This window comes from Streptomyces sp. NPDC006235, from assembly GCF_040613735.1.
Classification (GTDB): Bacteria; Actinomycetota; Actinomycetes; order Streptomycetales; family Streptomycetaceae; genus Streptomyces.
Genome location: NZ_JBEXSR010000019.1, coordinates 110,598 through 132,355 on the forward strand (window position 1 = coordinate 110,598; position 21,758 = coordinate 132,355).

Sequence of the window (21,758 nt, forward strand, 5' to 3'; positions counted from 1 at the left end):
TGCAGAGAGCGACAATAACGACATTCGTTGGCTGAGTGATCGTATCCGTGATATGCGGTGAAAACGTGCATGAGTGACCGTCTTCCGCCGAGTCGGCCGGACCGGATCAGCCCCCGCACGGACCGTTCGGGAGCACCCTGGCGTGCAGGGGACGCACCAGCGGCTGACGCAGCACGAAGGGAGAACGGCCCTCAGGGCGCTCCAGCAAGTGGAGTACGAGGGTGCGTGTGGCGCCCGCGGGCAGCTCGACGCCGAGGGTGAAGACCGGGTGACCCCGCTCGGCGCCGTGACTCAGCTGAGCGGGGCGGCCGTCCAGGGTGGCACCGGACAGGGTGGCCTCCGTGCTGGCGTAGTAGGACACCAGCAGGCGGTTGTCACCCGGCCGGGTGTCGTAGGGCGGGTCGTCCACCCGCTGGACGACGTACGGCGGGAGTCCCGACACCGGGGCCCGATTGGTCAGGCGCACGGTCACGGTGACCTCCCGCCGGCCATCCACGCACCGGCCCGGTGCCCACACGAGTCGGCGGTCGAGGTAGTAGTCGAGCTTCGTACCCGCCGCGTTGTTGACGACCAGTCCGGCCAGCGGAACGGATCTTCCGGGCAGCGCTCCGCCGAACGACCGCGCCAGGAGCTCACGCTGCTCCGCCGCGTGCCCACTCCACACCTTGATCCGTCCCTCTTCCAACTGCCGGTGCAGTGCCGAGAAGAGGGCGGTCCGGCGCGCGGGTTCGGCCGAGGCGCCGAGCAGCCGGACGGCCACCGCACGCGCCACGTCGAGGAAGTACGCCTTTCGCTGCCTGAAGTTCGGATGGCGCGCGTAGCTGGCGCGCTCGCTGACATCCACGACGTTGTGGGCGGTGACGGCGCTCCCGTCGCGCATCCGGGCAGGGCCGGAGGCGGCGAGCAGCCCGGAGACCGCACCTGGATCCAGGCCGAAGGCACCGTCCACGCTCTGGCCACTGTGCCGCTGCCACGCCGCGGCCCAGATCCGCGCCGCGTACGGGAAGTGCGGGCTCATGTTGGAGTTCACCCAGGTCCGGGTCGGGGCGCTGGGGCCGTAGAGCCCGTGGAACTCCGCTCCCAGGTCCACGTCCGCGTAGGCCTCGCTCAGTTCGGTGTCGTTCCCGAAGTGCTCGAAGCCGAGCCGGCCCCGGTCCGCCCTGAGCACCGCGAAGGCTCCGGGCAGCCCGCCCGTGCCACGAGCCTCGGCGGTGTTCTCGAACACCACCAGATACCGCCGCGGTCCGTCCGCTCCGAGCATCGGGGGCATCAACCGGGCCGCCGCCGCGGCATCGTGGGTGAGAGGGGCGATCCGATCGAGCTGCCGGGCGAGCCGGGTGCGCGCCCGGTCGGCGGTCGGCAGCCAGGTGCCGCGCGGGAGGGCGTCGACATCGGCGCGTACCCCCGAAGCGCTGCGCGAGGCCTTCCCGAGAAGGGGAGCCACACGGCGCAGCGCGGAGAGGTTCAGGTGCCCTCCGTCGTCCGTCCCGGTGGATTCCAGCTCCGCGACGGCGCGCGCCAAGGGGGAGAGTACGTCGTGGGTCAGCCGGTCGGAGGCCTCCGCGACACCGCGTACGGTACGGACGGGACCGCCGAGAAGGGGCAGATGGGCCGCCGGGAACCAGGCGGGGCCGGTCGTGAGCCGATGCGCTCGGGCGGCGTGGCCGGCGGCGTCGCGTACCGCGTCCCGCGCTCTCGCGGTCGACTTCGCCGGCGGGGCGGCCGCGGTGGCCGGGTCCGCTGCGGGCTGCGCGAGGTGCTGCCGGCGCAGTGCCTCCAGACTCCGCTGGGCGGCCAGCAGCTCATTACGGGCCAGCACTCCGGTGACGGCGATCCAGACGGCACCGGCCAGGAGCAGTCCGGCCACGGCGTACAGCGGCACCCGGACGCGGCGCTCGCGCAGCCGGCGGACGATGACGACGGGCGGGCCCCACTCCTTCCACCGGCGCCGAATCCAGCGGGCCCGCTCCGAACCGAGCGGGGGTTCCTGCACCCGCGACGCACCCCGGCGAGTCTCGGACATGTGATGTCACTCCCTGGCTGATCTCGTTCGCTGGGGCCTGTGGCCCCCGCAACTCCCTGCGGGGACGCCGGGTGTGGGGGTGGGTCCCTCCGTGCGACGCGCGGACGCCGGCTCAGTAGGCGCCGTCACCGCGCAGCACGGCCGGGAGGGTCCGGCAGAGGATCGCCAGGTCCAGCCTGATCGACCAGGTGTCGACGTACTCGAGATCCAGACGCAGGGCGTCCTCCCAGGAGAGATCGGACCGTCCGCTCACCTGCCAGAGTCCGGTGATCCCGGGTCGGACCAGCAGACGGCGGCGGGCCTCCCCGGTAAACGCCGAGTCCACGACCGGGAGCGGGCGCGGACCCACCAGCGACATCTGCCCCCGCAGCACATTGACCAGCTGCGGCAGCTCGTCCAGGGAGTAACGGCGCAACCAGCGCCCGGCCGCGGTCACCCGCGGGTCCTCACGGATCTTGAAGAGGTGCCCGTCCGCCTCGTTGGATTTCTCCATGGCGGTGCGCAACCGCTCCGAACCGACGTGCATCGTCCTCAACTTGAGGACGTCGAACTCCTTGCCCCGCCAGCCGGTGCGGCGCTGGCGGAACAGCAGCGGGCCAGGACTGTCGAGCTTCACCGCGACGGCGGCGGCGAGCAGCACCGGCGCCACGCACAGGAGCAGGACGGCGGCCCCCACGCAGTCGATGAACCGCTTGGCCGCCCGGACTCCCCGGTGCGCCCGGCCACGCGCGGCAGGCCGGTGATGAGCCGTCTTCTCAGCGGATACCGGCATCGCGCATCCCTTCGTCTTCTGCGGCAGAACGGGTGAAACGCGCCCTGGCTGGAGGCATTGCGACCCGCCTGACGTATCAAACGGTCTATTTCTGACTAATGAATAGAAACACGACATCGATCTGAGCTTCGGCAATGACACCGAAGCTCGCCCTCGTCCACCTGCTTGGACGGGACGGCCGAGAGGACCTGCATGCGTGCAGTAGTGACGGGTGGGGCTGGGTTCCTCGGCTCCCATCTGTGCGAGCGGCTGCTTCAGGAGGACCACGAAGTCGTCTGCGTGGACAACTTCCTGACGTCCGGCCCCGAGAACATCGAGCACCTCATGGGCGACCGGCACTTCCAGTTCCGCCACCGGGACATCACCGAGGGCCTGGACGAGCCCGGGCCGGTGGACGCCGTCTTCCACATGGCGTCACCAGCCTCTCCCGCCGACTACCTGAGGCTGCCCCTGGAGACACTCCGGGTGGGCTCGGCCGGCACCTGGCACGCCTTGGACCTGGCCGCGGCCAAGGGCGCCCGCTTCCTGCTGGCCTCCACCTCCGAGTCGTACGGCGACCCGCTGGTCCACCCTCAGCCGGAGAGCTACTGGGGACATGTGAACCCCGTGGGCCCGCGTTCGGTGTACGACGAGGCGAAGCGCTTCGGTGAGGCGCTGACGATGGCGTACCGCAGGAGCCGCGGTGTGGACGCCAAGATCGTGCGCATCTTCAACACCTTCGGGCCGAGGATGCGCCCGGACGACGGACGGGCGATCCCCACCTTCATGCGCCAGGCGCTGAGCGGGGAGCCGATCACGGTCACCGGTGACGGCAGCCAGACCAGGTCCCTGTGCTACGTCGACGACGTGGTCGAAGGCCTGTTGCTCATGATGGCCGGCGACCACGGCGGACCCGTCAACCTGGGCAATCCCCACGAAGTCACCATGCTGGAGCTGGCGCAGTGGATCGGCAAGCTCACCCGGTCCCGCTCCGAGATCACCCTCATCCCCCGTCCTCAGGACGACCCTGAGCGACGGCGTCCGGACATCACCCTGGCCCGCGAGCTGCTGAACTGGGAGCCCACGACTCCCCTGGAGCGTGGCCTGGGCGACACCGTCACGTACTTCCGCCGGCGTCTGTCCGTCGGGGAGTGCGCCGGGAGCGGCCCGCGGCCCGCCGGATCCACGCCGAGCTCCGCCGCCGCCTCATGACCGCCCCACCGAGCAGTCGAACGATGCCGGTGACCGCTCCCGTGGTCGAGTGCCTCGGTGTGCCCATCACCGCGCACACCCGCGACAGCGCGGCCCGCCATGTCGTGCACCTGGCCGGCCGGATGCGCGAGGCACGGCAGGGACTCACCGACGAACCCGGCGCCTCCGGCAGCCGGCCTGGCAGTGACGTTCACCTGTCCAACGCCTACACGCTCGCCCTGGCCGACCGGGACCCCGAACTGCGCGGCATCCTCCGCTCGGCCTCCCTCAACCTCCCCGACGGGCAGCCGGTCGTGTGGGCCAACCGGCTGCTCTACCCCAGCAGCGCCCTGCCGGGCACACGGGTCTACGGCCCCGACCTCCTCACGGACGTCTTCGCCCTGACCGAGCACACCGACCTGAACCACTACCTTCTCGGCTCCACGCCCCAGGTCCTCGACGCACTCCACCGAGAGCTGCGGCGGCGCTATCCCGGGGCCCGGATCGTGGGCACCAGCTCCCCGCCCTTCCGTCCCCTGACCGCCCACGAACGGCGGCAGCAGGTGGAGCAGATCCGCTCCGCCGCGGCGGACGTCGTCTGGGTCGGACTCGGCACCCCCAAGCAGGACCGCTGGGCCGCCGAACTGTGCGACGCACTGCCCGTGGTGGCCGTGGCCGTGGGCGCGGCATTCGACTTCGTCGCCGGCAACAAGCCGCAGGCACCGCACTGGATGCGGCACAACGGGCTGGAATGGCTGTTCCGCCTCGGCTGCGAACCCCGCCGCCTGTGGCGCCGGTACCTGTTCGGCAACGCGCGCTTCGTCCACGGGGTGGTGCGCCAGGCGACACAGCCTGTGCGAGCGGACAGCGGTTCGGTGATCGAGGCACCCGATCGCCTGAATTCGGGCCGCCTCGCCCGCCGCGGCCGAAAGACTCCCGCCAGAGTTCCCGAGGTGCGGTCATGACGATCACCCCGGTGAGCCCCCGAGACGCCCGGCGGCGCGTCGTCGTGGTGCAGCCCTACGTGCCCGGTTATCGGACGCCGTTCTTCAATCACCTGCAGGAGCGGCTGAACTCCGAGGGTGTTGCCCTGGAAGTGCTGTACGGGCTCGTACCGCCGCAGCAGGCGGCCCGACGCGACGCCGCTCCCTGCGCCTGCGCGGTACAGGTACCTTCGCGACGGCTGCCCGCTCCGGGCGGTCGGTCCCTTCTCTGGCGTCAGGTGACGGACCGGGCCGCTTCCGCCGATGTGGTGGTACTGGAGCAGGCACTGCGAAATCTGGAGGCGTACCCGCTGTTGTTGCGTCAGATGGTGCGACGGGCCGGGGGCCACCCTCCGCGGATCGCGTTCTGGGGCCACGGCCGCACCTACACCAAGAAGACGAGCCGGCTCCAGGAGGTTGCCAAGGACGCCCTCACGAGACAGGCCGCCTGGTTCTTCGCCTACACGGAAGGCGGAGCCTCGTACGTCAGCTCGCGGGGATTCCCCCGCGAAAGGATCACCGTCCTGCGCAACTCCGTGGACACCACGGAGCTGACCGTCACGCGTGACCGGGCGGACATCCAGGGCACGTCCGAACATGCAGCAGTCGCCGCACTGCGCGAACGCCACTGCCTCGAACTGGGACGAACAGCACTGTACGTGGGGGGACTTGACGCCCCCAAGCGAATCCCCTTCCTGCTCCAGTCCGCGCGGCGGGTCGCGGCCGGGCTGCCGGGTTTCAAGCTGCTCGTGGCGGGAGACGGTGTCGACCGGCCCCTGGTGGAAGCCGTGGCCTGCGCACCGGACAGCCCGGTGGTGGCTCTGGGCCACCGTGCCGGCCGGGACGTCGCACTGCTCGGAGCGGTATCGGACGTCATGCTGATGCCCGGGCGGGTGGGACTGTGCGCGGTGGACTCGTTCGCCCTCCGGACACCCATCATCACCACCGACTGGCCCTGGCACGCGCCCGAGTTCGAATACCTGGAGCACGGACGGAACGCAGTCGTCAGCCGAGACGATCCGGACGCCTATGCGGTGGCGGTTCAGCAAGTACTGAACGACCGCTCACGCCTGGAATCCCTACACGAAGCGTGCCGCAAGGACGCCGCCCACTACACGGCGGACGGCATGGCAGAGCGCTTTTGTGACGGTTTGCTGCATATGCTCGGGACAAGGCTGTGAGCCGCCTTGAGAAAGTGCACCAGACCGGCGAGCCCATTCCATGAAGGGTGTCAGTGAAATGACTGTTCCAAGGCCGACGGGCAGCCGGATCAAGGAGCGTGCATACGACGTCCTGCCCGTTCGGCTCCGGCGCACGATCACCAAGCCCATCCGCACCATGCGGCCGTGGCTCTACGGGCCGTGGCCCGCCGCCCTCAACGGGCAGCGATTCCGGCAGAACCTGTTCCGCTCCCTGGTCCGCGAACTCGAGCCCCGGGCGATCTTCGAATCCGGTACCTACTGTGGGGGATCGACGCAGTTTCTGTGGCACCTGTCCGGTGCTCCCGTGTTCACCGTCGAAAAGAATCGCGGATTCGCGCGCTGTGCCGAGAGACGTTTCCGCGGAAATCCAGACGTCCGGGTGCTCAACGAGGACTCCCGGGATGCTCTGCGGACGCTGCGTGACGACGCCGGGATTCCCCGCTCGCGGGTCCTGTTCTACCTGGACGCCCATTGGGAAAAGGACCTCCCCCTCCGGGAGGAAGTCGCCATCATCACGAAGGCGTGGACGGACTCGGTCATCGTCATCGACGACTTCAAGGTTCCCGACGACGACGGCTACGAATTCGATACCTACGGCGACCTGCAGCTGTCGATGGAGTATCTGGGAGAGACCGTCGCGCCCTACGAGGCGTTCTGGCCGAACTGCCCGTCCAGCATGGAGAGCGGGCGCCGCCGAGGTTGCGTGGTGCTGGCCGCCCCGGGCGTCGCACAGCAGGTGTCCGAGCTCCCTGAAGTGCGTCGCGCCGAAGCTCTCGTAGCGCCCAAGCGGTGAGCCGTGGACCAGGGGAGAAGACCATGGGCCGGTCGACGGTACCGGTGACGCGTGTGGTGGTGCTGATCGCTTGTCACAACCGCCGCGAGACCACGGTCCGGTGCCTGCGGTCGCTGATCGGGCAGGGCGGCCCCAACGTCTCGGTGCGTGTCGTGCTCACCGACGACGGCAGCACCGACGGCACCGCACGCGCTGCCCGCGACGTCTGGCCCGGCATCCAAGTGCTCCAGGGCAGCGGCAGACTGTTCTGGGCGAAGGCGATGGCACTCGCGGCGTCGGCCGCGGGCGACTACGACTTCCTCCTCTGGCTCAACGACGACGTGACCTTGGACCCCGGAGCGCTGTCGGGCTTGCTCCGGACCCACGAGTCGCTTTCCGGTTCGGGCGAGTGCGACGTGATCGTCGTGGGGGGCCTGCGTGATCCGCACACCGGCGCGGTGACGTACTCGGGTGTTCACCGGCGCAGCCGTCTGCGCCCGGTGCACTTCACCACGATCGCTCCGGCCGAAAGGCCGGTTCGCGCTGAGACCATGAACGGGAACCTGGTACTGATCCCCCGCCCTGTGGCCGAACGTGTCGGGCAGATCGACGCAGGCTTCAGCCATGGGCTGGCCGACTTCGACTACGGCCTGCGCGCCGGGCGCCTCGGATGTGCCGTCTGGGTCGCAGCCGGAACGCTGGGCACCTGTGCGCGCAACCCCACAGCGGGGAGCTGGACCGACCCCGCTCTGACCGTCCGGCAGCGGATTCGTCTGGCGTGGGCCCCGAAGGGCCTTCCACCGGGCAGCTGGTTGCGGTTCACGCGGCGGCACGCCGGTCCCGTATGGCCGCTGTACTGGCTCTCACCGTACGCGCGGCTCCTCGCCGGTGCGGCTCTCCCCCGAATGCTCGGTGGAGCGCGGGTCCTTAGCAGGTAGTTCCGATACAGCCCGGGAAAATCCGATCGCGATACGGCAGGAAGCGGCCATGGCAAAACTGATCCGGCGTGGGCTGCCACGCGCGGCGGAGGAGAAACCGTGACAAGCGGAGTGGATATGCAGCGCGCCGCGACAGCGGAAATCTGCGGCAACCGGGATGACTGGTCCTTCCACGTCACCAGCGATCCGCTGACTCGTTTCCTGCGCGATCGTCGCTTGCGGATCGCTCTGCGCATGCTGCGCGTGCGGGGACTTATTGATCCAGTAGGACAGAGCGTTCTCGTCGTCTGTGGCGGTGTGGGCGGGGAAGGTGTCTTCCTCAGCCGTTGCGGGTTCACTGACGTCACTGTCAGCGATCTGTCCGAAGAGGCACTCGAAGTCTGTCGCAGCCTGGATCCGAAAATTCGGACCATGCCTCTGAACGCGGAGAACATGGTCGAGATTCCCGACTCCAGTTACGACCTGGTACTGGTCCAAGACGGTCTGCACCATTTGCCGCGCCCGGTCCTGGGTTTCACGGAGATGCTACGGGTGGCCCGGAAGGCCGTCATCGTGATCGAGCCGCACGACGGGCTGGTGGGCAGGCTCATCGGCACCGAGTGGGAGCGGCAAGGAGAATTCGTCAACTATGTCTTCCGGTGGAATCGCTCGCTTGTGAACCAGGCCACCCGAAGCTATCTCCTGTGCCCGCAGGCCGTCGTGCTGCTCCGCAGGCTGTGGGACCACGGCCTCGCCGTCGGCAAGGTGGCGGGCCGCTTCCCGGAGCGTCGGCGCCTGGCAGTGGCCAAGGCCGTCTATCAATTGCTGCGGCCGGTGAACCGGCTCGGCAACATGATGGTCGCGGTGGTGGTGAAGGCGGAAGGTGACCCGACACATCGGAGTGGGCAATGAATCTTTCACAGCGGGCTTACCTCAGGATCAGCGCCGCCTTGCCCGCCGCGATCTCCTTCCGGACGGATCTGCTGTTTCCCCGCCTGGGCCTGCCCGAACTGGGGCCGTTCAACGGGCAGCTCAAGCGCCAGGAGATCATCCGTGAACTGCTAGCGGCGACCAGCTTCGATGAGATCGTCGAGACCGGTTCCTTTCGCGGCACTACGACGAGGTTCCTGAGCGATGTCTCCGGTCTGCCCGTCCACTCCGCCGAGATCGCAGACAGGTTCTACAGATACGCCGCGGTGAAATGCTGCGGCCTTCCGAGGGTCCGCCTGTACCACGCGGACTCACGGAAGATGCTGCACATCCTCTCGAAGCGGCCCGGGAACCCCGCGCTGCTCTTCTATCTCGATGCTCACTGGCAGGAGGACGTACCTCGCTACCAGGAACTGGAGATCATCCAGGCACGCTGGCGCAGAGCGGTCGTGATGATCGACGATTTCCGCGTACCCGGTGACCCTGGTTATCAGTTCACCTCGTACCACGGAACCCCGTTGGACGTGAACTATCTCCCCGAACTCCCCGGCTGGAAGGCCTTCTACCCGAAGAGCGATTCGGCCGACGAGACCGGCGCCAAGCGGGGCTGCGTCGTCCTGGCAAGCCCTGAGCTGGGCCCGGCCGTGGCGGCGCTTTCCAGCCTGCGCACGGGCGAACTCACCCGGCAGAGCATCGCGAACGGCTGAATTCCCGGTCATGTCAGCGGCTCACCGCCCGACCGCCTCCGCCCGGCACCGATCTTCGCGAACCGCATCCCGGTCAGCCGTGATCAGCCTGCGCTGGAACATCGCCGGCTCCATGGTGGTGGTGCTGATCCAACTCGGCTACACGGCCTACACCGCCCGCGCCGTGGATGCCCATGCCTACGGCGTCTACGCCGTCACGCTGACGGTAGTGCCGTTCTTCGGCTACTTCGCCAACGCCGGACTGTCTGCCTGCGTGCTCCGGTCCGAGCGCCTGACACTGCCCTTCGTGCGCGCCGCCCGGCGCCTCGGAATGATCTCGGGCACAGTGTGTTTCCTTCTCGTCGTAGCGCTGGCCCCGGTCTTCGCCTCCTTCTTCCAGATGCCGGACCTCACCGTCATGGCGCGCCTGCTGGCATGTGTGTTCCTCGTGCAGCCGAGCGCCAACGTGACCGTCACGGCCATGCGTCGCGTGGGCGCGGCCCCGGTGGCGGTGCTGGCCGAGTCACTTGGCCAGACGGTGGGGGTGGCGACGGGAGCGGTTCTCCTCGTATGCGGCTGGAACCCCTTCGGGCTGGCCCTCGCACAGCCGGTCGCGGCGGCCGTGGCCCTGTCCGTGGGCACGGCCTGGATGGCTCGCCGTCCACTGGCTTCCGGGCCCCCGGTCCGCACGCGCGACCTGCTCGCGCCTTCGGGTTTCATGACGAGCCACAGCCTGGGGCAGTTCATCACCAACAACATCCCCCTGTGGGCCTCGGGCCGGCTGCTCGGTCCGGGCGCCGCGGGATCGTACTCCCGAGCCTTCCTGTTCACCGGACTGCTTCTGACGTTCCTGTACCAGGGGATCAACTGGGCCGTGACTCCGCTGCTCGCCGAGCGACGCGCCGAAGGGCTCCGTTCCAGCCGGGACGTACGGCGAACGCTGTGTGCCGCGTCGGCCGTCGCGTTCATCGGCTTCGGCATCACGGCAGGCATCGGGCCGGCGGTCCTCCGCCTGCTGCTGGGGCCCGGCTGGGACCAGGCCGTGGCACTGGTCCCTGTCCTGTCCTCGGCGGCGGCCATGACCTTGCTGTGTTACTGCGGAGGGTTGATCGACCAGGTGCGGAACGCGCCGCGGGCCCTGCTCGGCACGCTGACGGCCACGGTCGTGGCCACCGCGGCGGGGGTTGCCGCGGCCGCGTTCGCGCAGTCCCTTGTGCTGGTCGCGGTCGCGGCCGCCGCGGGACAGGTGGTGGGCCATCTCGTGCAGGTGGCGGTCTGGCACCGGTCCGGCCTGATGCGTGCCGGCGCGGCCCTGCGCATGCACGGGGTGCACCTCGCCGTCGGGGCGGCACTCGGCGGCGCTGCCGCGGTCGGCTCGGCGGACCGTTCCGCGGCAGCGGCCTTGGGACACGGTCTGGTCGCCATGGTGCCGGTCATCCTGGTGTGCGTGCTTCTCCGTGGCCGGATTCCCGGGTTCAGGGTCGCTGTCGCCACGGGTTTGCTGCGGAGCCGCAGACGGCTCACTTCCCCTCTCCCGTCGTCCGCGGCCACGGATCCGTCCGACCGACCCTATTGATCACGGCCGGCCCGCTGCCCCTTCAACCGAGCCGCCACGCCGTCCCGCCCGAGCGCTTTCACGAAGGAACACCACGTCGCACTGCAGCATCTGCCCGGTCCGGCTGTCGCTGAAGCCGGGCACCAGTGCCGCCAGGGTCATCCCGTACCGGCGCTGTGCCATCCCCAGCGCGTCCTCCAGGAGCAGACCTCCCTGGTACAGCGGGACACACGAGACTTCCATCTGCAGTCCGGTGCACTGACGGACGCGGTCCGCGGCCCCTTCAAGGACCGCTCCTTCATATCCCTGGACGTCGAGTTTCAGGAACACGCGCTCCCCTGGCCCGGCCACTCGCGGCCAGACGGTGTCGAGGCGCAACTGCTCGGTTTCCTGTACGTCCACGTAGCGGGATTCCGGGCAGGCCTCCGCGTGCCTGGCCAACATGGGCAGCACGGAACTGCTGGCACATCCGTTACCGGCCACGTTGATGGTGACGGTGCGATTCCTGTCACCGAGGGCATACGGAAACACCTTCCACAGGGGGTCCGCCGCGGCGCGGCGGCGCAATGTCCGCAAGGGCTCGTGGAGCGGCTCGAACGAGACGATCCTTCCCCGGTATCCGAACCGCCTGAGCATCGCTCCGTACTGACCGCGGTTCGCCCCCACGTCGAGCACCACATCGATGCCGCTGTGGAGCATCTGCTGCACGACGCAGTAATCGGGTGAGCCCTGCGGGAACCGGTTCACATCAACGCCGAAGCGCTGAGCGGCGAGGCGGACGCGATGAAGGAGAGTCATTGCCCCATTGTCTGGGTTTCTTCCGTTCCTTCCCAGTATTCACCGTGTTTCCGCTCCAGCCCTTTTGTGGCTGTGTCACCCCTCTGCTGGACGACGAGTGGCTTCCTCCGGACGTCACCCGACTTGCCTGCCGTGTCGGCACGCAACTGCCACAGACACAGCCCGAGGAGGACCCCTTGCTCGGGGAACGGAGAGTACGAGACGAAGAGCACGAGTTGGGAGACGACCACCAGACGCAGGGTCGGCGTGCCGTTCTCGCCGCGACCAAGTCGCTGCCACACGAAAAGGTACAAGGCCAGCAGCGTGAGCAGTCCGACCACGCCGAGGCGGAGCACGACGTGCAGGTAGTAGTCGTGCGGGGAGACGGAGATCACCACGCCGTCGACCCACCGGTCGTAGCCGGAGCCGAACGGAGTGCCCAGCAGCCAATCGACCAGGGTCTTGGGCCCGTCCATCAGCTCCTGCCAGCCGAGAACCCGCCAGGCGAAGGTGCTGTTCGCGTCCTGAGTCTCCGCGAAGGAGTCGGCGAGAACGCTGCCCACTCCGCCGAACACGCCGGCGGAGAAGGTCAGCGCCACCACGCACAACGACAGCACGGCTGCCACCGCGGAGGCCAGCCGCTGACCTGCTCTGGCGGGAATCAGCGCCCACCACACGACCGCCATCACGATGGTGGTCGCCCAGACGGTCCGGTGCTGCAACAGCACCACGAAGACCAGACAGAGCAACGCCGACAGAATCTTGCCGCGACCGCCGTCCGGTCGGCCTTTCCGTCCCCGCCGGTCTCTTCGCGGGCCGTTCTGCCCGGTCGTGGCCGGAGCGGACGATTTTCCGCCCAGTGGGCACAGCAAGAGCACCGCGCTCTGCGCGAGGACCAGAGCAGACCTGGCCGGCACCGGCCTGGGGTCGTAGAACTCCCCTCCCACGGAGGCGCCGTCGACAACCGAATGCACGCCCGTGTTCAGCCATCCGACCAGACTCAGTGCGGCGTACGCGGCGGCTGAGAGCAGCCACAGCCGCACGACGGCCCGGGCCCTGCCGGCGTGCAGGGGCGCGGTCGCGACATACAGGACCGAGGCGAAGACCTGCCAGAAGTAGGCGCGGGCATCGTTGGCGGCGGCGGTCAGTCCCCAGGTGCCGATTCCCCGCTGGATCGACCATGCGATCAGGAACGTCACCGCCAGTACGAGCAGCAACTCTGCCCGGGGCGGCACCGCCCGCCGCAGCAGCCGGGCGCAGGTCACCAGCATGGCGCAGGCGGCCAGCAGATCACTAGGGAGGATGCTGACGCCGACATCGAAGAGCGGCACCTCACCGCCCGCGGCGATCGCCCACACCTGTACGCCCAGGAGAAGAGCGATGGCGGTGTTGCAGTGCTGTGTGAAGATCCACAGCAGGACGGCGAAGAGCGCCAGTCCCACGAAGAGGGTCTGGGCCATGTCCGCGGCGACGGCTAGGTCCTGCACCGTTGGTCCGTCCTGGGGGAGGTGATGAGCCAGGCCACCCGTTGGAGCGGGGCGGCGGTGTGCGGAACCGCGAGCGCGTTCGCGGCGAGGACCACCTCGGCGTCGAGCCAGGGCAGGTGAGCGCCGGGGTCCGCTCGTGCCGTCGCTGTGGCCGTGCGCTCCCGGCGGCTGTGACAGGTCATCAGGACGACCACCTTCCGTGGTCCGGGCTCCCTGTGCGCGTCACTGCCCCACCAACTCCGGCGTCGTCGGTGCGGCGGGCGCGCCGACGGGAGCGGCAGGTACCGGGGGCAGGGCCGCCATCTCGGCATCGACCATGAGCCGAGCCAGCTCCGGTGCTCGCACCGTTGGGCGCCACCCCAGCACCCGCTCGGCCTTCGATGCGTCTCCGACGAGGTCGTCCACCTCGGTCGGCCGCAGATATCGCTCGTCGAACCGCACGTGGTCCCGCCAGTCGAGGCCGACATGGGCGAAGCACTGCTCGACGAAGTCGCGCACGCTGTAGCTGACGCCGGTGGCGACCACGTAGTCGTCCGGTTCGTCCTGTTGCAGCATCCGCCACATCGCCTCGACGTATTCCGCCGCGTATCCCCAGTCTCGTCGGGCGTCGAGGTTGCCCAGGTAGACGACGTCCTCAAGGCCGGCCTTGATGCGTGCGGCGGCCGTGGCCACCTTGCGGGTGACGAAGGTCGGGCCACGGCGAGGAGACTCGTGGTTGAACAGGATGCCGTTGACCGCGTACATCCCGTACGCCTCCCGGTAGTTGCGCGTCGCCCAGTACGCGTACACCTTGGCGACCCCGTACGGGGAACGGGGGTGGAAGGGGGTGCCCTCGTGCTGAGGCGGCGGGGAGGCACCGAACATCTCGGAGCTGGATGCCTGGTAGAACCGGCAGGGCAGGCCCGTCGTCCTGATCGCCTCCAGCAACCGCGTGGTACCCAGTCCGGTGGCGTCCCCGGTGAACTCGGGCTCGTCGAACGAGACCCGCACATGGGACTGGGCGGCCAGGTGGTAGACCTCGTCGGGGCGCAGCCGCTCCAGCAGCCCCGCAATCCGGGTTCCGTCGGTCAGGTCGCCGTAGTGCAGGAAGAGACGCGCCCCGGGGTCGTGCGGATCCCGGTAGAGATGGTCGATGCGTTGCGTGTTGAAGGTCGAGGCGCGGCGGACGATTCCGTGCACCACGTATCCCTTCTCCAGCAGCAGTTCTGCGAGGTAGGAGCCGTCCTGGCCGGTGATGCCGGTGATGAGCGCGGTCTTGTCCGTCACGCGGATTCCTTTGCTGGGCTGTGCGGGCTGGAAAGCGCACCTGAGCGGGGCGGGAAGCGGCGGGCGCGGCTCACTTCCTGGCGACCAGGGACTTGGGAAGTCCTGCGAAGCGTTCGAACCAGATGGTGGAAGCGGGGAAGTAGGACCGCATCTCGGCCGCGGACAGCAGCTCGACCTCCTGGACGTCGCGGGTGGCCTGCGCACGCCCCGCGCGTGGGACGTGCCCGTGTCCCCAGTGCCGGGAGACGGCCACGCGAGCCGGGAACGGGAGCCATTGAAGCCCTGGGAACAGCCAGTGGGGTTCGACGGGGAAGTAGCGGTAGGGGGTCTGCACCCAATGGTGGTCCGCGTGGGTGTGCACCGTGTCGGCGAACTGCTTCCGCCGGTGGTGCCCTCCCACGTGCTCCATGACGGAGTTCGAGTACACCAGGTCGAATCGCCGGGTGACCATGTGCGTCGGCAGTGAGAGGCTGCACGCGTCCGCGACGACCGGCGTGATTCCGGGCTCGGCATGCCGGGTCGTGCGCGGGTCGAGATTGACGGTCACCACGTGGGCCGGGCGAACGGGCACGCCACGCCAGGCGGTCGGGGTGCCGCCGAGGTCGAGAACATGCATGTCGGCCAGGTCGGGAAAGCATCGCAGCAGTTCGCCCCAGCGCTTGGCGCGAGCCGAGTGGGCAAGGGTCCCGGGCCTGGCGGGGTCGGCGATCTTCGTCTTCAGCATGCTGCTCCCTCTCGGCCCGAACTCCGGCACCTCTGGCACCCGGCAAGAATACGGAAATTGGCGCTATAGTCCGCTTCATGGCGTTGTGTCGCGTTTTCAGTGGTTGTACCAGTTTCATCCAGCTCGTGGACGTTCCGTCCTCAAGATGCGCGGAGTCGGCGGCTCTTGACGCACCGTCCGCGAAGGAGGGCAGCGAAGCCCATGACCGCCCCTACTGATACCGGTGCCACAGTTCCGGCCGCCTCCGGGGCGAGCAGCCCCGCCCCGGTGGCGGACGGCAGGGCGCACCGCCCCCTCGACCGCTCGGCGCGCGTGTTCGTGGCCGGGGGCTCCGGGTTGGTCGGTTCGGCGGTGCGCAGGGAACTCCGCCATGAACGGTTCACCGATGTGGTCGCGCCCCGCTCGGCGGAGCTGGACCTGAGGGAGCGGCGGGCGGTGTTCGACTGGTTCGCGGCCATGCGCCCGGACGTGGTGGTACTGGCCGCGGCGCGCGTGGGCGGGATCAAGGCGAACGCCACCCGGCCCGCGGAGTTCCTCTCCGACAACCTGCGCATCCAGGTGAATGTGCTGGACGCGGCTCTGGAGCACGGCGTGGAGCGGCTGCTGTTCCTGGGGTCCAGTTGCATCTACCCGAAGTTCGCCGAGCAGCCCATCCGTGAGGAAGCGCTGCTGACGGGACCTCTGGAGCCGACCAACGACGCCTACGCCATCGCCAAGATCGCCGGCATCCTGCACGTGCAGGCGGTACGACGCCAGTACGGGCTGCCCTGGATCTCCGCCATGCCGACCAACCTGTACGGGCCGGGTGACAACTTCCATCCCGAGCACTCCCACGTGCTGCCGTCCCTGATGCGGCGCTTCCACGAGGCGAAGAAGTCGGGTGCGCGACGGGTCGTGAACTGGGGCAGCGGCACGCCTCGTCGGGAGTTCCTCCATGTGGACGATCTGGCACGGGCGTGCCTGCACCTGATCGAGCACTACGACGCGGACAGTCCGGTCAACGTCGGCACCGGCACGGACCTGACCATCCGGGAGCTGGCGGAGCTCGTCGCGGACATCGCCGGATACCGGGGGAGCGTCGAGTGGGACACGAAGCAGCCGGACGGTACTCCCCGCAAACTGCTCGACGTGTCCCGGCTCACCGCGCTCGGCTGGGCTCCTCGTGTCGGGCTGCGGGAAGGCATTGCCCGGACCTACGCCTGGTACGTGGAAAGCCTCGAGTCCGGCACGCTGCGGAACTGACGGTCTCCGCGGCGGCCGGACTCGGAGCGGGGGGCGAATCGCCGGCGGCGCCGGTCCTCCTGCGGCGCACGGTCGTCCTGGCCGGCGTGTGTGAGGGACAGGGCGGCAGGGCGCCGTCCGGCGCGAACTCAGCGACGCCGCCCAGCCCTGGAGGGTGAGAACGAGCGCCTTCCCGCAGAGCCCTGCTTCGGGCGGCCGGGGAACGCAACGGCCGACAGCGGGACTCCGGCGGCGACCTGAGTGGCAGCGCCGGAGGACCCGCTGTCGGCCGTCGGTAGCGCACGGGCTTCGCTACGGTCGGATCGACAGGGACAGGGGTGGTCAGTTGTGCTGGCGTCGGCGGACGGCCACCATCGTGCCGGCCCCGAGCGCGAGCAGCGCCGCCGTTCCGCCCAGCATGACGAGCGAACGGTCCTCACCGGTGTCGGCAAGGTGAGGCTTGTGCGGGCGTACGAAGATCTTGGCCTTCAAGGACTTGTTCGACTCCACGCCCTTGAGGGCGAAGATGTGCTTGCCCGGGTCCGTCCACTTGGGGATGGTGACGGTGCCCTCCACCGTGCCGTTCGCGTCGGCGGTGAAGCGGCCCAGCTTGACCGGCTTCGAGAACAGGACTGCGACTACCCCCTCGTTCGGATCGAACCCGGTCCCCGTGAAGCCGAGGTCGTCTCCCGCGTCGACGGTGGTGGCGGTGAGGGTCAGGTCCGGAGGGCCGGGTGGATAGGGCTGGGCGTGGGCGGGTTGGGCCCCGATGACTGGAACTGCGGCCAGGACAGCGGAGGCTGCCGCGGTCGCGAAAGCGGCACGACACTTCGATGAAGCCGTCATCGCGTTCACGCTCCTCAAGTGGATATAGGCGACGGCATGGTCCGACCCCGAGTACGGTATGTCCATAGTTAGCCTCTGATGTGGCTTGTTAAGCGACTTAGGAGGGTATGACGCCTTTTGGCGTAGGTGGATCACCGGACTGGCCGCCAGCCCCCGGATTCGAGGACCCGATTTGCTCGATGTGTGCTATTCGGTTGGTCGGCCCCTGGCGGCCGCCCCGACCAGCGAGGCCGTGATTAGACACGTGTCGCGCTTTCGGGGGCGCTGATGTCGCCCGGTGGAGACGCCGATGACGGAACCGCGCCACATGTCCTGATCTCCTCTTCTTCTCTTCCTGGAGGGTGCGTGCCCCCGTTCCGCGTACTTGTGGTGTGCACCGGCAACGTCTTCCGCTCTCCGCTTGCCGAGTGCCTGCTCAGGCACCGGTTGCTCGAACATCGGCAAGAAATCCGAGTGAGCAGTGCCGGCACCCGTGCCGTCGTGGGTGTGCCGATGGCGGCCGCCGTCGCCTCCTTCCTCGTCGCGCGCGGCGTGGAGCCCTGCGGGGTGGGCGCCCGCCGACTGACCCAGGACATGGTCGAGAACGCGGACCTGGTGCTGGGCGCTGCGCGGGAGCATCGGGAGGCCGCTGTGCAGCTCTCTCCTGTGCGTGCGTTGTCCCGCGCGTTCACCTTCCTTGAGTTCGCCCGGCTGGTGCGGTCGGAAGACGCCGCAGGCGCGGTGGATCCGGCCGCACGGTTTGCTGCCCTTGTGCAGGGCGCCGCCGCTCGCCGTGGTGCCGTATCGGCGCGTAGGGGTGGCGTGGATGTGAAAGACCCTCTTGGGGCGCCCCCGTCGCAAGTGCACGAGTGCCTGGTTCAGATCGAGGAGACCGTGGAGCGGATCGCGGTACCCGTGCGGACCGGATGGCATTCGTCTTCGTCGGCTGTGGGGCGGGCCGAGTCTGAGATGTGAACGCGCACCTCCTTGACGTGCTCATGGTGCCTCAGTTTCCTGGTAGGTGCGCGGCACACATGGGAGCGCTCCCATAACTGTTCCGGGGCCGCGCCTCCCCGAGAGGAAGCAGCCATGTTCCGCACTCTGCGAAGAGCGCTGTGCGTCGCCGCGGCGCTCCTGTTACCCCTGGCCGGTACCCAGTCGGCACGGGCCGACGCCGATGTCGACGCGCAGGCCGGCGCCGGCTACTGGCACACCAGTGGTCGGCAGATCCTGGACGCGGCCGGGCAGCCGGTCCGTATCGCCGGCGTCAACTGGTTCGGCTTCGAGACCGACATCCACGTCGTCCACGGCCTGTGGGCCCGCGACTACAAAAGCATGATCGACCAGATGAAGTCGCTGGGCTACAACACCATCCGCATGCCCTACAGCGACGACATCCTCAAGCCCGGCGCCATGCCCGGGAGCATCAACCACGACGGCAAGAACACCGACCTGCGGGGCCTGACGTCGCTTCAGGTCCTGGACCGGATCGTGGCGTACGCGGGTCAGGCCGGCCTCAAGATCGTCCTGGACCGGCACCGGCCGGACGCGGCGGGCCAGTCGGCGCTCTGGTACACGGCCTCGGTCCCTGAGTCGACCTGGATCGCGGGCCTCAAGTCCCTCGCGGCGCGCTACAAGGGCAACCCCACCGTCGTCGGCATCGACCTGCACAACGAGCCCCACGACCCCGCCTGCTGGGGTTGCGGCGACACGGCCCGGGACTGGCGGCTGGCCGCTCAGCGCGCGGGCAACGCGGTGCTGTCGGTCAACCCCGAGCTGCTGATCATGGTGGAGGGCGTGCAGTCGCACAACGGCGCCAACGGCTGGTGGGGCGGCAACCTCATGGGCGTCGCCCAGTACCCGGTCCAGCTGGACGTCCCGAACCGGCTGGTGTACTCGGCCCACGACTACGCCACGTCCGTGGCCCAGCAGTCGTGGTTCAGCGACCCGTCCTTCCCCGCCAACATGCCGGGGATCTGGGACAAGTACTGGGGCTACATCTTCAAGCAGGACATCGCGCCGGTCTGGCTCGGCGAGTTCGGTACGACGCTCCAGCCGGCGGTGGACCAGAAGTGGCTGGCCGAGCTGGTCAAGTACCTGCGCTCGACGTCGGCGCACGGCGCCGACAGCTTCCACTGGACGTTCTGGTCCTGGAACCCCAACTCCGGTGACACGGGCGGGATCCTGAAGGACGACTGGCAGACCGTGGACACCGCGAAGGACGGATACCTGGCGGCCGTCAAGGCGCCGGGCTTCGAGGGCGGCGGTTCCGGACCCGGCCCGGGCGGCCCGGGCGACCCCGGCGGTACGGCCGCCTGCTCCGCCGCCTACACCGTCGGCAGCGACTGGGGCGGCGGTTTCAACGCCGAGGTGAAGGTGACCAACACCGGCACCGTGCCGCTCAAGTCCTGGAAGGTGAGCTGGACATGGTCCGGCTCCCAGAAGGTCACCAGCATGTGGAACGCGTCGCACACCCAGAGCGGCGCGACCGTCACGGCGGTGAACGCCGCGCACAACGGGAGCGTGCCCGCGGGAGGTTCGGCGAGCTTCGGCCTGGGCGGTGTGCCCGGGGGCGGGAGCGTGGCGAGCGTGAGCTGTACGGCGACCTGACCGCGGAGTGAGGGGAGAGGGGAGTGGGGTGAGGGAGGGGCGTTCCGGAAATCGCCGGAACGCCCCTGTTTCTGAAGGCCCTTGAGCAGATGCGATGACTCGATTCGGTCAAGTCTTGGTCGAAAACGTACGTGAACGGCGCGCTCTTCCGAAACGATGCGGGACGGACCGTGGGACCCGCGGTCCTGACCCCCCTCACCGTTCTGAGAGAACTCCATGAGAAGAAGCGCAGCCGTCCTGTGCGGCGCGACCGTCGTCCTGGCCGGGACGCTCACCGCCGTCCCCGCCAGCGCCAGCGCGCCGCACTCCGCGAACACCGCCCAGGCCGCGAAGGTCACGTGGAAGAAGTGCGCCACGGAGGACTACCCGACGCTCCAGTGCGCGTCGGTGAAGGTGCCCCTCGACTACGCCAAGCCGCAGGGGAAGCAGATCACGCTGGCGCTGTCCCGCGTGCCGCACACCGCCAAGACGTACCAGGGCCCGCTGCTGGTCAACCCCGGCGGCCCCGGCGGCAGCGGCCTGTCGCTGGCCGGTTTCGTCGCGTCGTCCCTGCCGAAGGAGGTCGCCGCCCAGTACGACGTCATCGGGTTTGACCCGCGCGGCGTGGGCAAGAGCCAGCCCGCCCTGGACTGCAAGCCGGGCTACTTCGACCCGGTGCGTCCCGACTCCGTGCCCAGCACGCCCGCGCTGGAGAAGGCCAACCTCGACCGCGCCAAGTCCTTCGCCCAGGCCTGCGGCAAGAAGTACGCCGGCGTCCTGCCGTACATCAACACGGTCAGCGCCGTGAAGGACATGGACTCGATCCGCAAGGCGCTCGGCGCCAAGAAGATCAACTACTTCGGCTACTCGTACGGCACCTACCTCGGCTCGGTCTACGCCAAGCTGTTCCCCGAGCGCGTGCGGCGCCTGGTGCTGGACTCGATCGTCGACCCGACCGGCGTCTGGTACGACGACAACATCCAGCAGGACTACGCCTTCGACAAGCGCCACAAGGCGCTCATGGCATGGATCGCCAAGTACGACTCGACGTACAAGCTCGGCACCGACCCGAAGAAGGTCGAGGCCAAGTGGTACGCGATGCGGGCGGCCCTGGCCAAGAAGCCGGCGGGCGGCAAGGTGGGCGCCTCCGAGCTGGAGGACATCTTCATACCCGGCGGCTACAACAACGCCTACTGGCCCACCCTCGCCCAGACGTTCGCGGCCTACGTCAACAAGAAGGACACCGCCGCGCTGGTGAAGGCGTACGACAACATCGCCGCCATCGACGCCTCCGGTGACAACGGCTACAGCGTCTACACCTCGGTGCAGTGCCGTGACGCGTCCTGGCCGCGCGACTGGAAGCAGTGGCGCAAGGACAACTGGGCCGTGTACGAGAAGGCGCCGTTCATGGCCTGGAACAACGCCTGGTACAACGCGCCGTGCGCGTTCTGGCCGACGCAGTCGCTGAAGCCGGTGAACGTGGCCAACGCCAAGCTCCCGCCGGTGCTGCTGTTCCAGGCGACGGACGACGCGGCCACCCCGTACCAGGGCGGTGTCACCATGCACCGGCTGCTCAAGGGCTCCAGCCTGGTGGTGGAACAGGGCGGCGGCAACCACGGCATCTCGCTGAGCGGCAACGCCTGCCTCGACAAGTACCTGGCGACGTACCTGACCAGCGGCAAGGTGCCGCACGGCAGCGGCGTGGCCGACGCGGTCTGCAAGAAGCTGCCCGACCCGAAGCCGCAGGCCACGGCGGGCAAGACGCCGAGCACGGGCCAGTCGGCCGTCGCGACGGTCGACGACACCCTGCGCGGGATCCTGGGGTCCGGGGTCTGAGCGCGCTCGCGTGAGCATCGCCT

Annotated in this window: 20 protein-coding genes; 12 read left to right on the top strand and 8 right to left on the bottom strand. The window is 69.0% G+C overall.

All coding sequences use genetic code 11. The annotated features are described in order from the left end of the window. Positions 1-106 precede the first annotated feature (106 nt). Positions 107-2,023: a DUF4012 domain-containing protein gene (locus tag ABZ192_RS22865; protein WP_356926292.1), complete on the bottom strand. Its 1,917-nt coding sequence runs from the start codon at positions 2,021-2,023 to the stop codon at positions 107-109. A gap of 112 nt (positions 2,024-2,135) precedes the next feature. After that, the gene (locus tag ABZ192_RS22870; RefSeq protein ID WP_356926293.1) at positions 2,136-2,795 is read right to left on the bottom strand and encodes a sugar transferase; all 660 of its coding nucleotides are present in this window, start codon (positions 2,793-2,795) and stop codon (positions 2,136-2,138) included. Positions 2,796-2,987: 192 nt separating this feature from the next. Here ABZ192_RS22870 and ABZ192_RS22875 point away from each other — a divergent pair, with 192 nt between their 5' ends. From ABZ192_RS22875 to ABZ192_RS22910, 8 genes are all read left to right on the top strand, one after another. Continuing rightward, the gene (locus ABZ192_RS22875) at positions 2,988-3,986 is read left to right on the top strand and encodes a UDP-glucuronic acid decarboxylase family protein (RefSeq protein ID WP_356926294.1); all 999 of its coding nucleotides are present in this window, start codon (positions 2,988-2,990) and stop codon (positions 3,984-3,986) included. Positions 3,987-4,009: 23 nt separating this feature from the next. Then, on the top strand, positions 4,010-4,930 hold the full coding sequence (locus ABZ192_RS22880) for a WecB/TagA/CpsF family glycosyltransferase (protein WP_356926295.1): 921 nt from the start codon (positions 4,010-4,012) through the stop codon (positions 4,928-4,930). Continuing rightward, a complete protein-coding gene (locus ABZ192_RS22885) occupies positions 4,927-6,129 on the top strand; it encodes a glycosyltransferase family 4 protein (protein WP_356926296.1) in 1,203 nt (400 codons plus the stop codon). The genes ABZ192_RS22880 and ABZ192_RS22885 overlap by 4 nt, the downstream gene beginning before the upstream one ends. Before the next feature lie 40 nt (positions 6,130-6,169). Continuing rightward, positions 6,170-6,943, top strand: coding sequence for a hypothetical protein (locus ABZ192_RS22890; RefSeq protein ID WP_356926297.1), 774 nt, complete (start codon positions 6,170-6,172; stop codon positions 6,941-6,943). Between the two features lie 23 nt (positions 6,944-6,966). After that, the gene (locus ABZ192_RS22895; RefSeq protein WP_356926298.1) at positions 6,967-7,860 is read left to right on the top strand and encodes a glycosyltransferase family 2 protein; all 894 of its coding nucleotides are present in this window, start codon (positions 6,967-6,969) and stop codon (positions 7,858-7,860) included. 99 nt (positions 7,861-7,959) lie between these two features. Beyond that, on the top strand, positions 7,960-8,751 hold the full coding sequence (locus ABZ192_RS22900) for a class I SAM-dependent methyltransferase (protein ID WP_356926299.1): 792 nt from the start codon (positions 7,960-7,962) through the stop codon (positions 8,749-8,751). Next, positions 8,748-9,476, top strand: a complete 729-nt coding sequence (locus ABZ192_RS22905; protein WP_356926300.1) for a hypothetical protein — start codon at positions 8,748-8,750, stop codon at positions 9,474-9,476. The genes ABZ192_RS22900 and ABZ192_RS22905 overlap by 4 nt, the downstream gene beginning before the upstream one ends. 79 nt (positions 9,477-9,555) lie before the next feature. Next, positions 9,556-11,031: an oligosaccharide flippase family protein gene (locus ABZ192_RS22910; RefSeq protein ID WP_356926301.1), complete on the top strand. Its 1,476-nt coding sequence runs from the start codon at positions 9,556-9,558 to the stop codon at positions 11,029-11,031. On the opposite strand, the gene ABZ192_RS22915 is transcribed toward ABZ192_RS22910, so the two are convergent. The 5 genes from ABZ192_RS22915 to ABZ192_RS22935 all read right to left on the bottom strand — a co-directional run bounded on the left by ABZ192_RS22915 (position 11,032) and on the right by ABZ192_RS22935 (position 15,264). Then, positions 11,032-11,808, bottom strand: coding sequence for an FkbM family methyltransferase (locus ABZ192_RS22915; protein ID WP_356926302.1), 777 nt, complete (start codon positions 11,806-11,808; stop codon positions 11,032-11,034). It abuts the gene before it with no gap. Next, positions 11,805-13,274 carry a hypothetical protein gene (locus ABZ192_RS22920; RefSeq protein WP_356926303.1) on the bottom strand — a complete coding sequence of 490 codons (1,470 nt, stop codon included), beginning with the start codon at positions 13,272-13,274 and terminating at the stop codon, positions 11,805-11,807. Before ABZ192_RS22920 ends, ABZ192_RS22915 begins: the two co-directional genes overlap by 4 nt. Next, positions 13,262-13,456 carry a hypothetical protein gene (locus ABZ192_RS22925; RefSeq protein ID WP_356926304.1) on the bottom strand — a complete coding sequence of 65 codons (195 nt, stop codon included), beginning with the start codon at positions 13,454-13,456 and terminating at the stop codon, positions 13,262-13,264. Before ABZ192_RS22925 ends, ABZ192_RS22920 begins: the two co-directional genes overlap by 13 nt. A 40-nt stretch (positions 13,457-13,496) precedes the next feature. Then, positions 13,497-14,540, bottom strand: a complete 1,044-nt coding sequence (gmd, locus tag ABZ192_RS22930; RefSeq protein ID WP_356926305.1) for a GDP-mannose 4,6-dehydratase — start codon at positions 14,538-14,540, stop codon at positions 13,497-13,499. A 70-nt stretch (positions 14,541-14,610) separates the two neighbouring features. Further along, positions 14,611-15,264 carry a class I SAM-dependent methyltransferase gene (locus tag ABZ192_RS22935; protein ID WP_356926306.1) on the bottom strand — a complete coding sequence of 218 codons (654 nt, stop codon included), beginning with the start codon at positions 15,262-15,264 and terminating at the stop codon, positions 14,611-14,613. 201 nt (positions 15,265-15,465) lie between these two features. On the opposite strand from ABZ192_RS22935, the gene ABZ192_RS22940 reads away from it, so the two are divergent. Then, on the top strand, positions 15,466-16,506 hold the full coding sequence (locus ABZ192_RS22940) for a GDP-L-fucose synthase (RefSeq protein ID WP_356926307.1): 1,041 nt from the start codon (positions 15,466-15,468) through the stop codon (positions 16,504-16,506). 321 nt (positions 16,507-16,827) lie between these two features. Here ABZ192_RS22940 and ABZ192_RS22945 read toward each other — a convergent pair whose 3' ends face one another. Further along, on the bottom strand, positions 16,828-17,331 hold the full coding sequence (locus ABZ192_RS22945; protein WP_356926308.1) for a hypothetical protein: 504 nt from the start codon (positions 17,329-17,331) through the stop codon (positions 16,828-16,830). 345 nt (positions 17,332-17,676) lie between these two features. On the opposite strand from ABZ192_RS22945, the gene ABZ192_RS22950 reads away from it, so the two are divergent. From ABZ192_RS22950 to ABZ192_RS22960, 3 genes are all read left to right on the top strand, one after another. Then, positions 17,677-18,285, top strand: coding sequence for a low molecular weight phosphatase family protein (locus ABZ192_RS22950; protein WP_356926309.1), 609 nt, complete (start codon positions 17,677-17,679; stop codon positions 18,283-18,285). 114 nt (positions 18,286-18,399) lie between these two features. Continuing rightward, on the top strand, positions 18,400-19,920 hold the full coding sequence (locus ABZ192_RS22955; RefSeq protein WP_356926311.1) for a cellulase family glycosylhydrolase: 1,521 nt from the start codon (positions 18,400-18,402) through the stop codon (positions 19,918-19,920). Positions 19,921-20,136: 216 nt separating this feature from the next. Beyond that, positions 20,137-21,735 (top strand): alpha/beta hydrolase, encoded by a 1,599-nt coding sequence (locus ABZ192_RS22960; RefSeq protein ID WP_356926312.1) that lies wholly within the window; start codon positions 20,137-20,139, stop codon positions 21,733-21,735. Positions 21,736-21,758 lie beyond the last annotated feature (23 nt).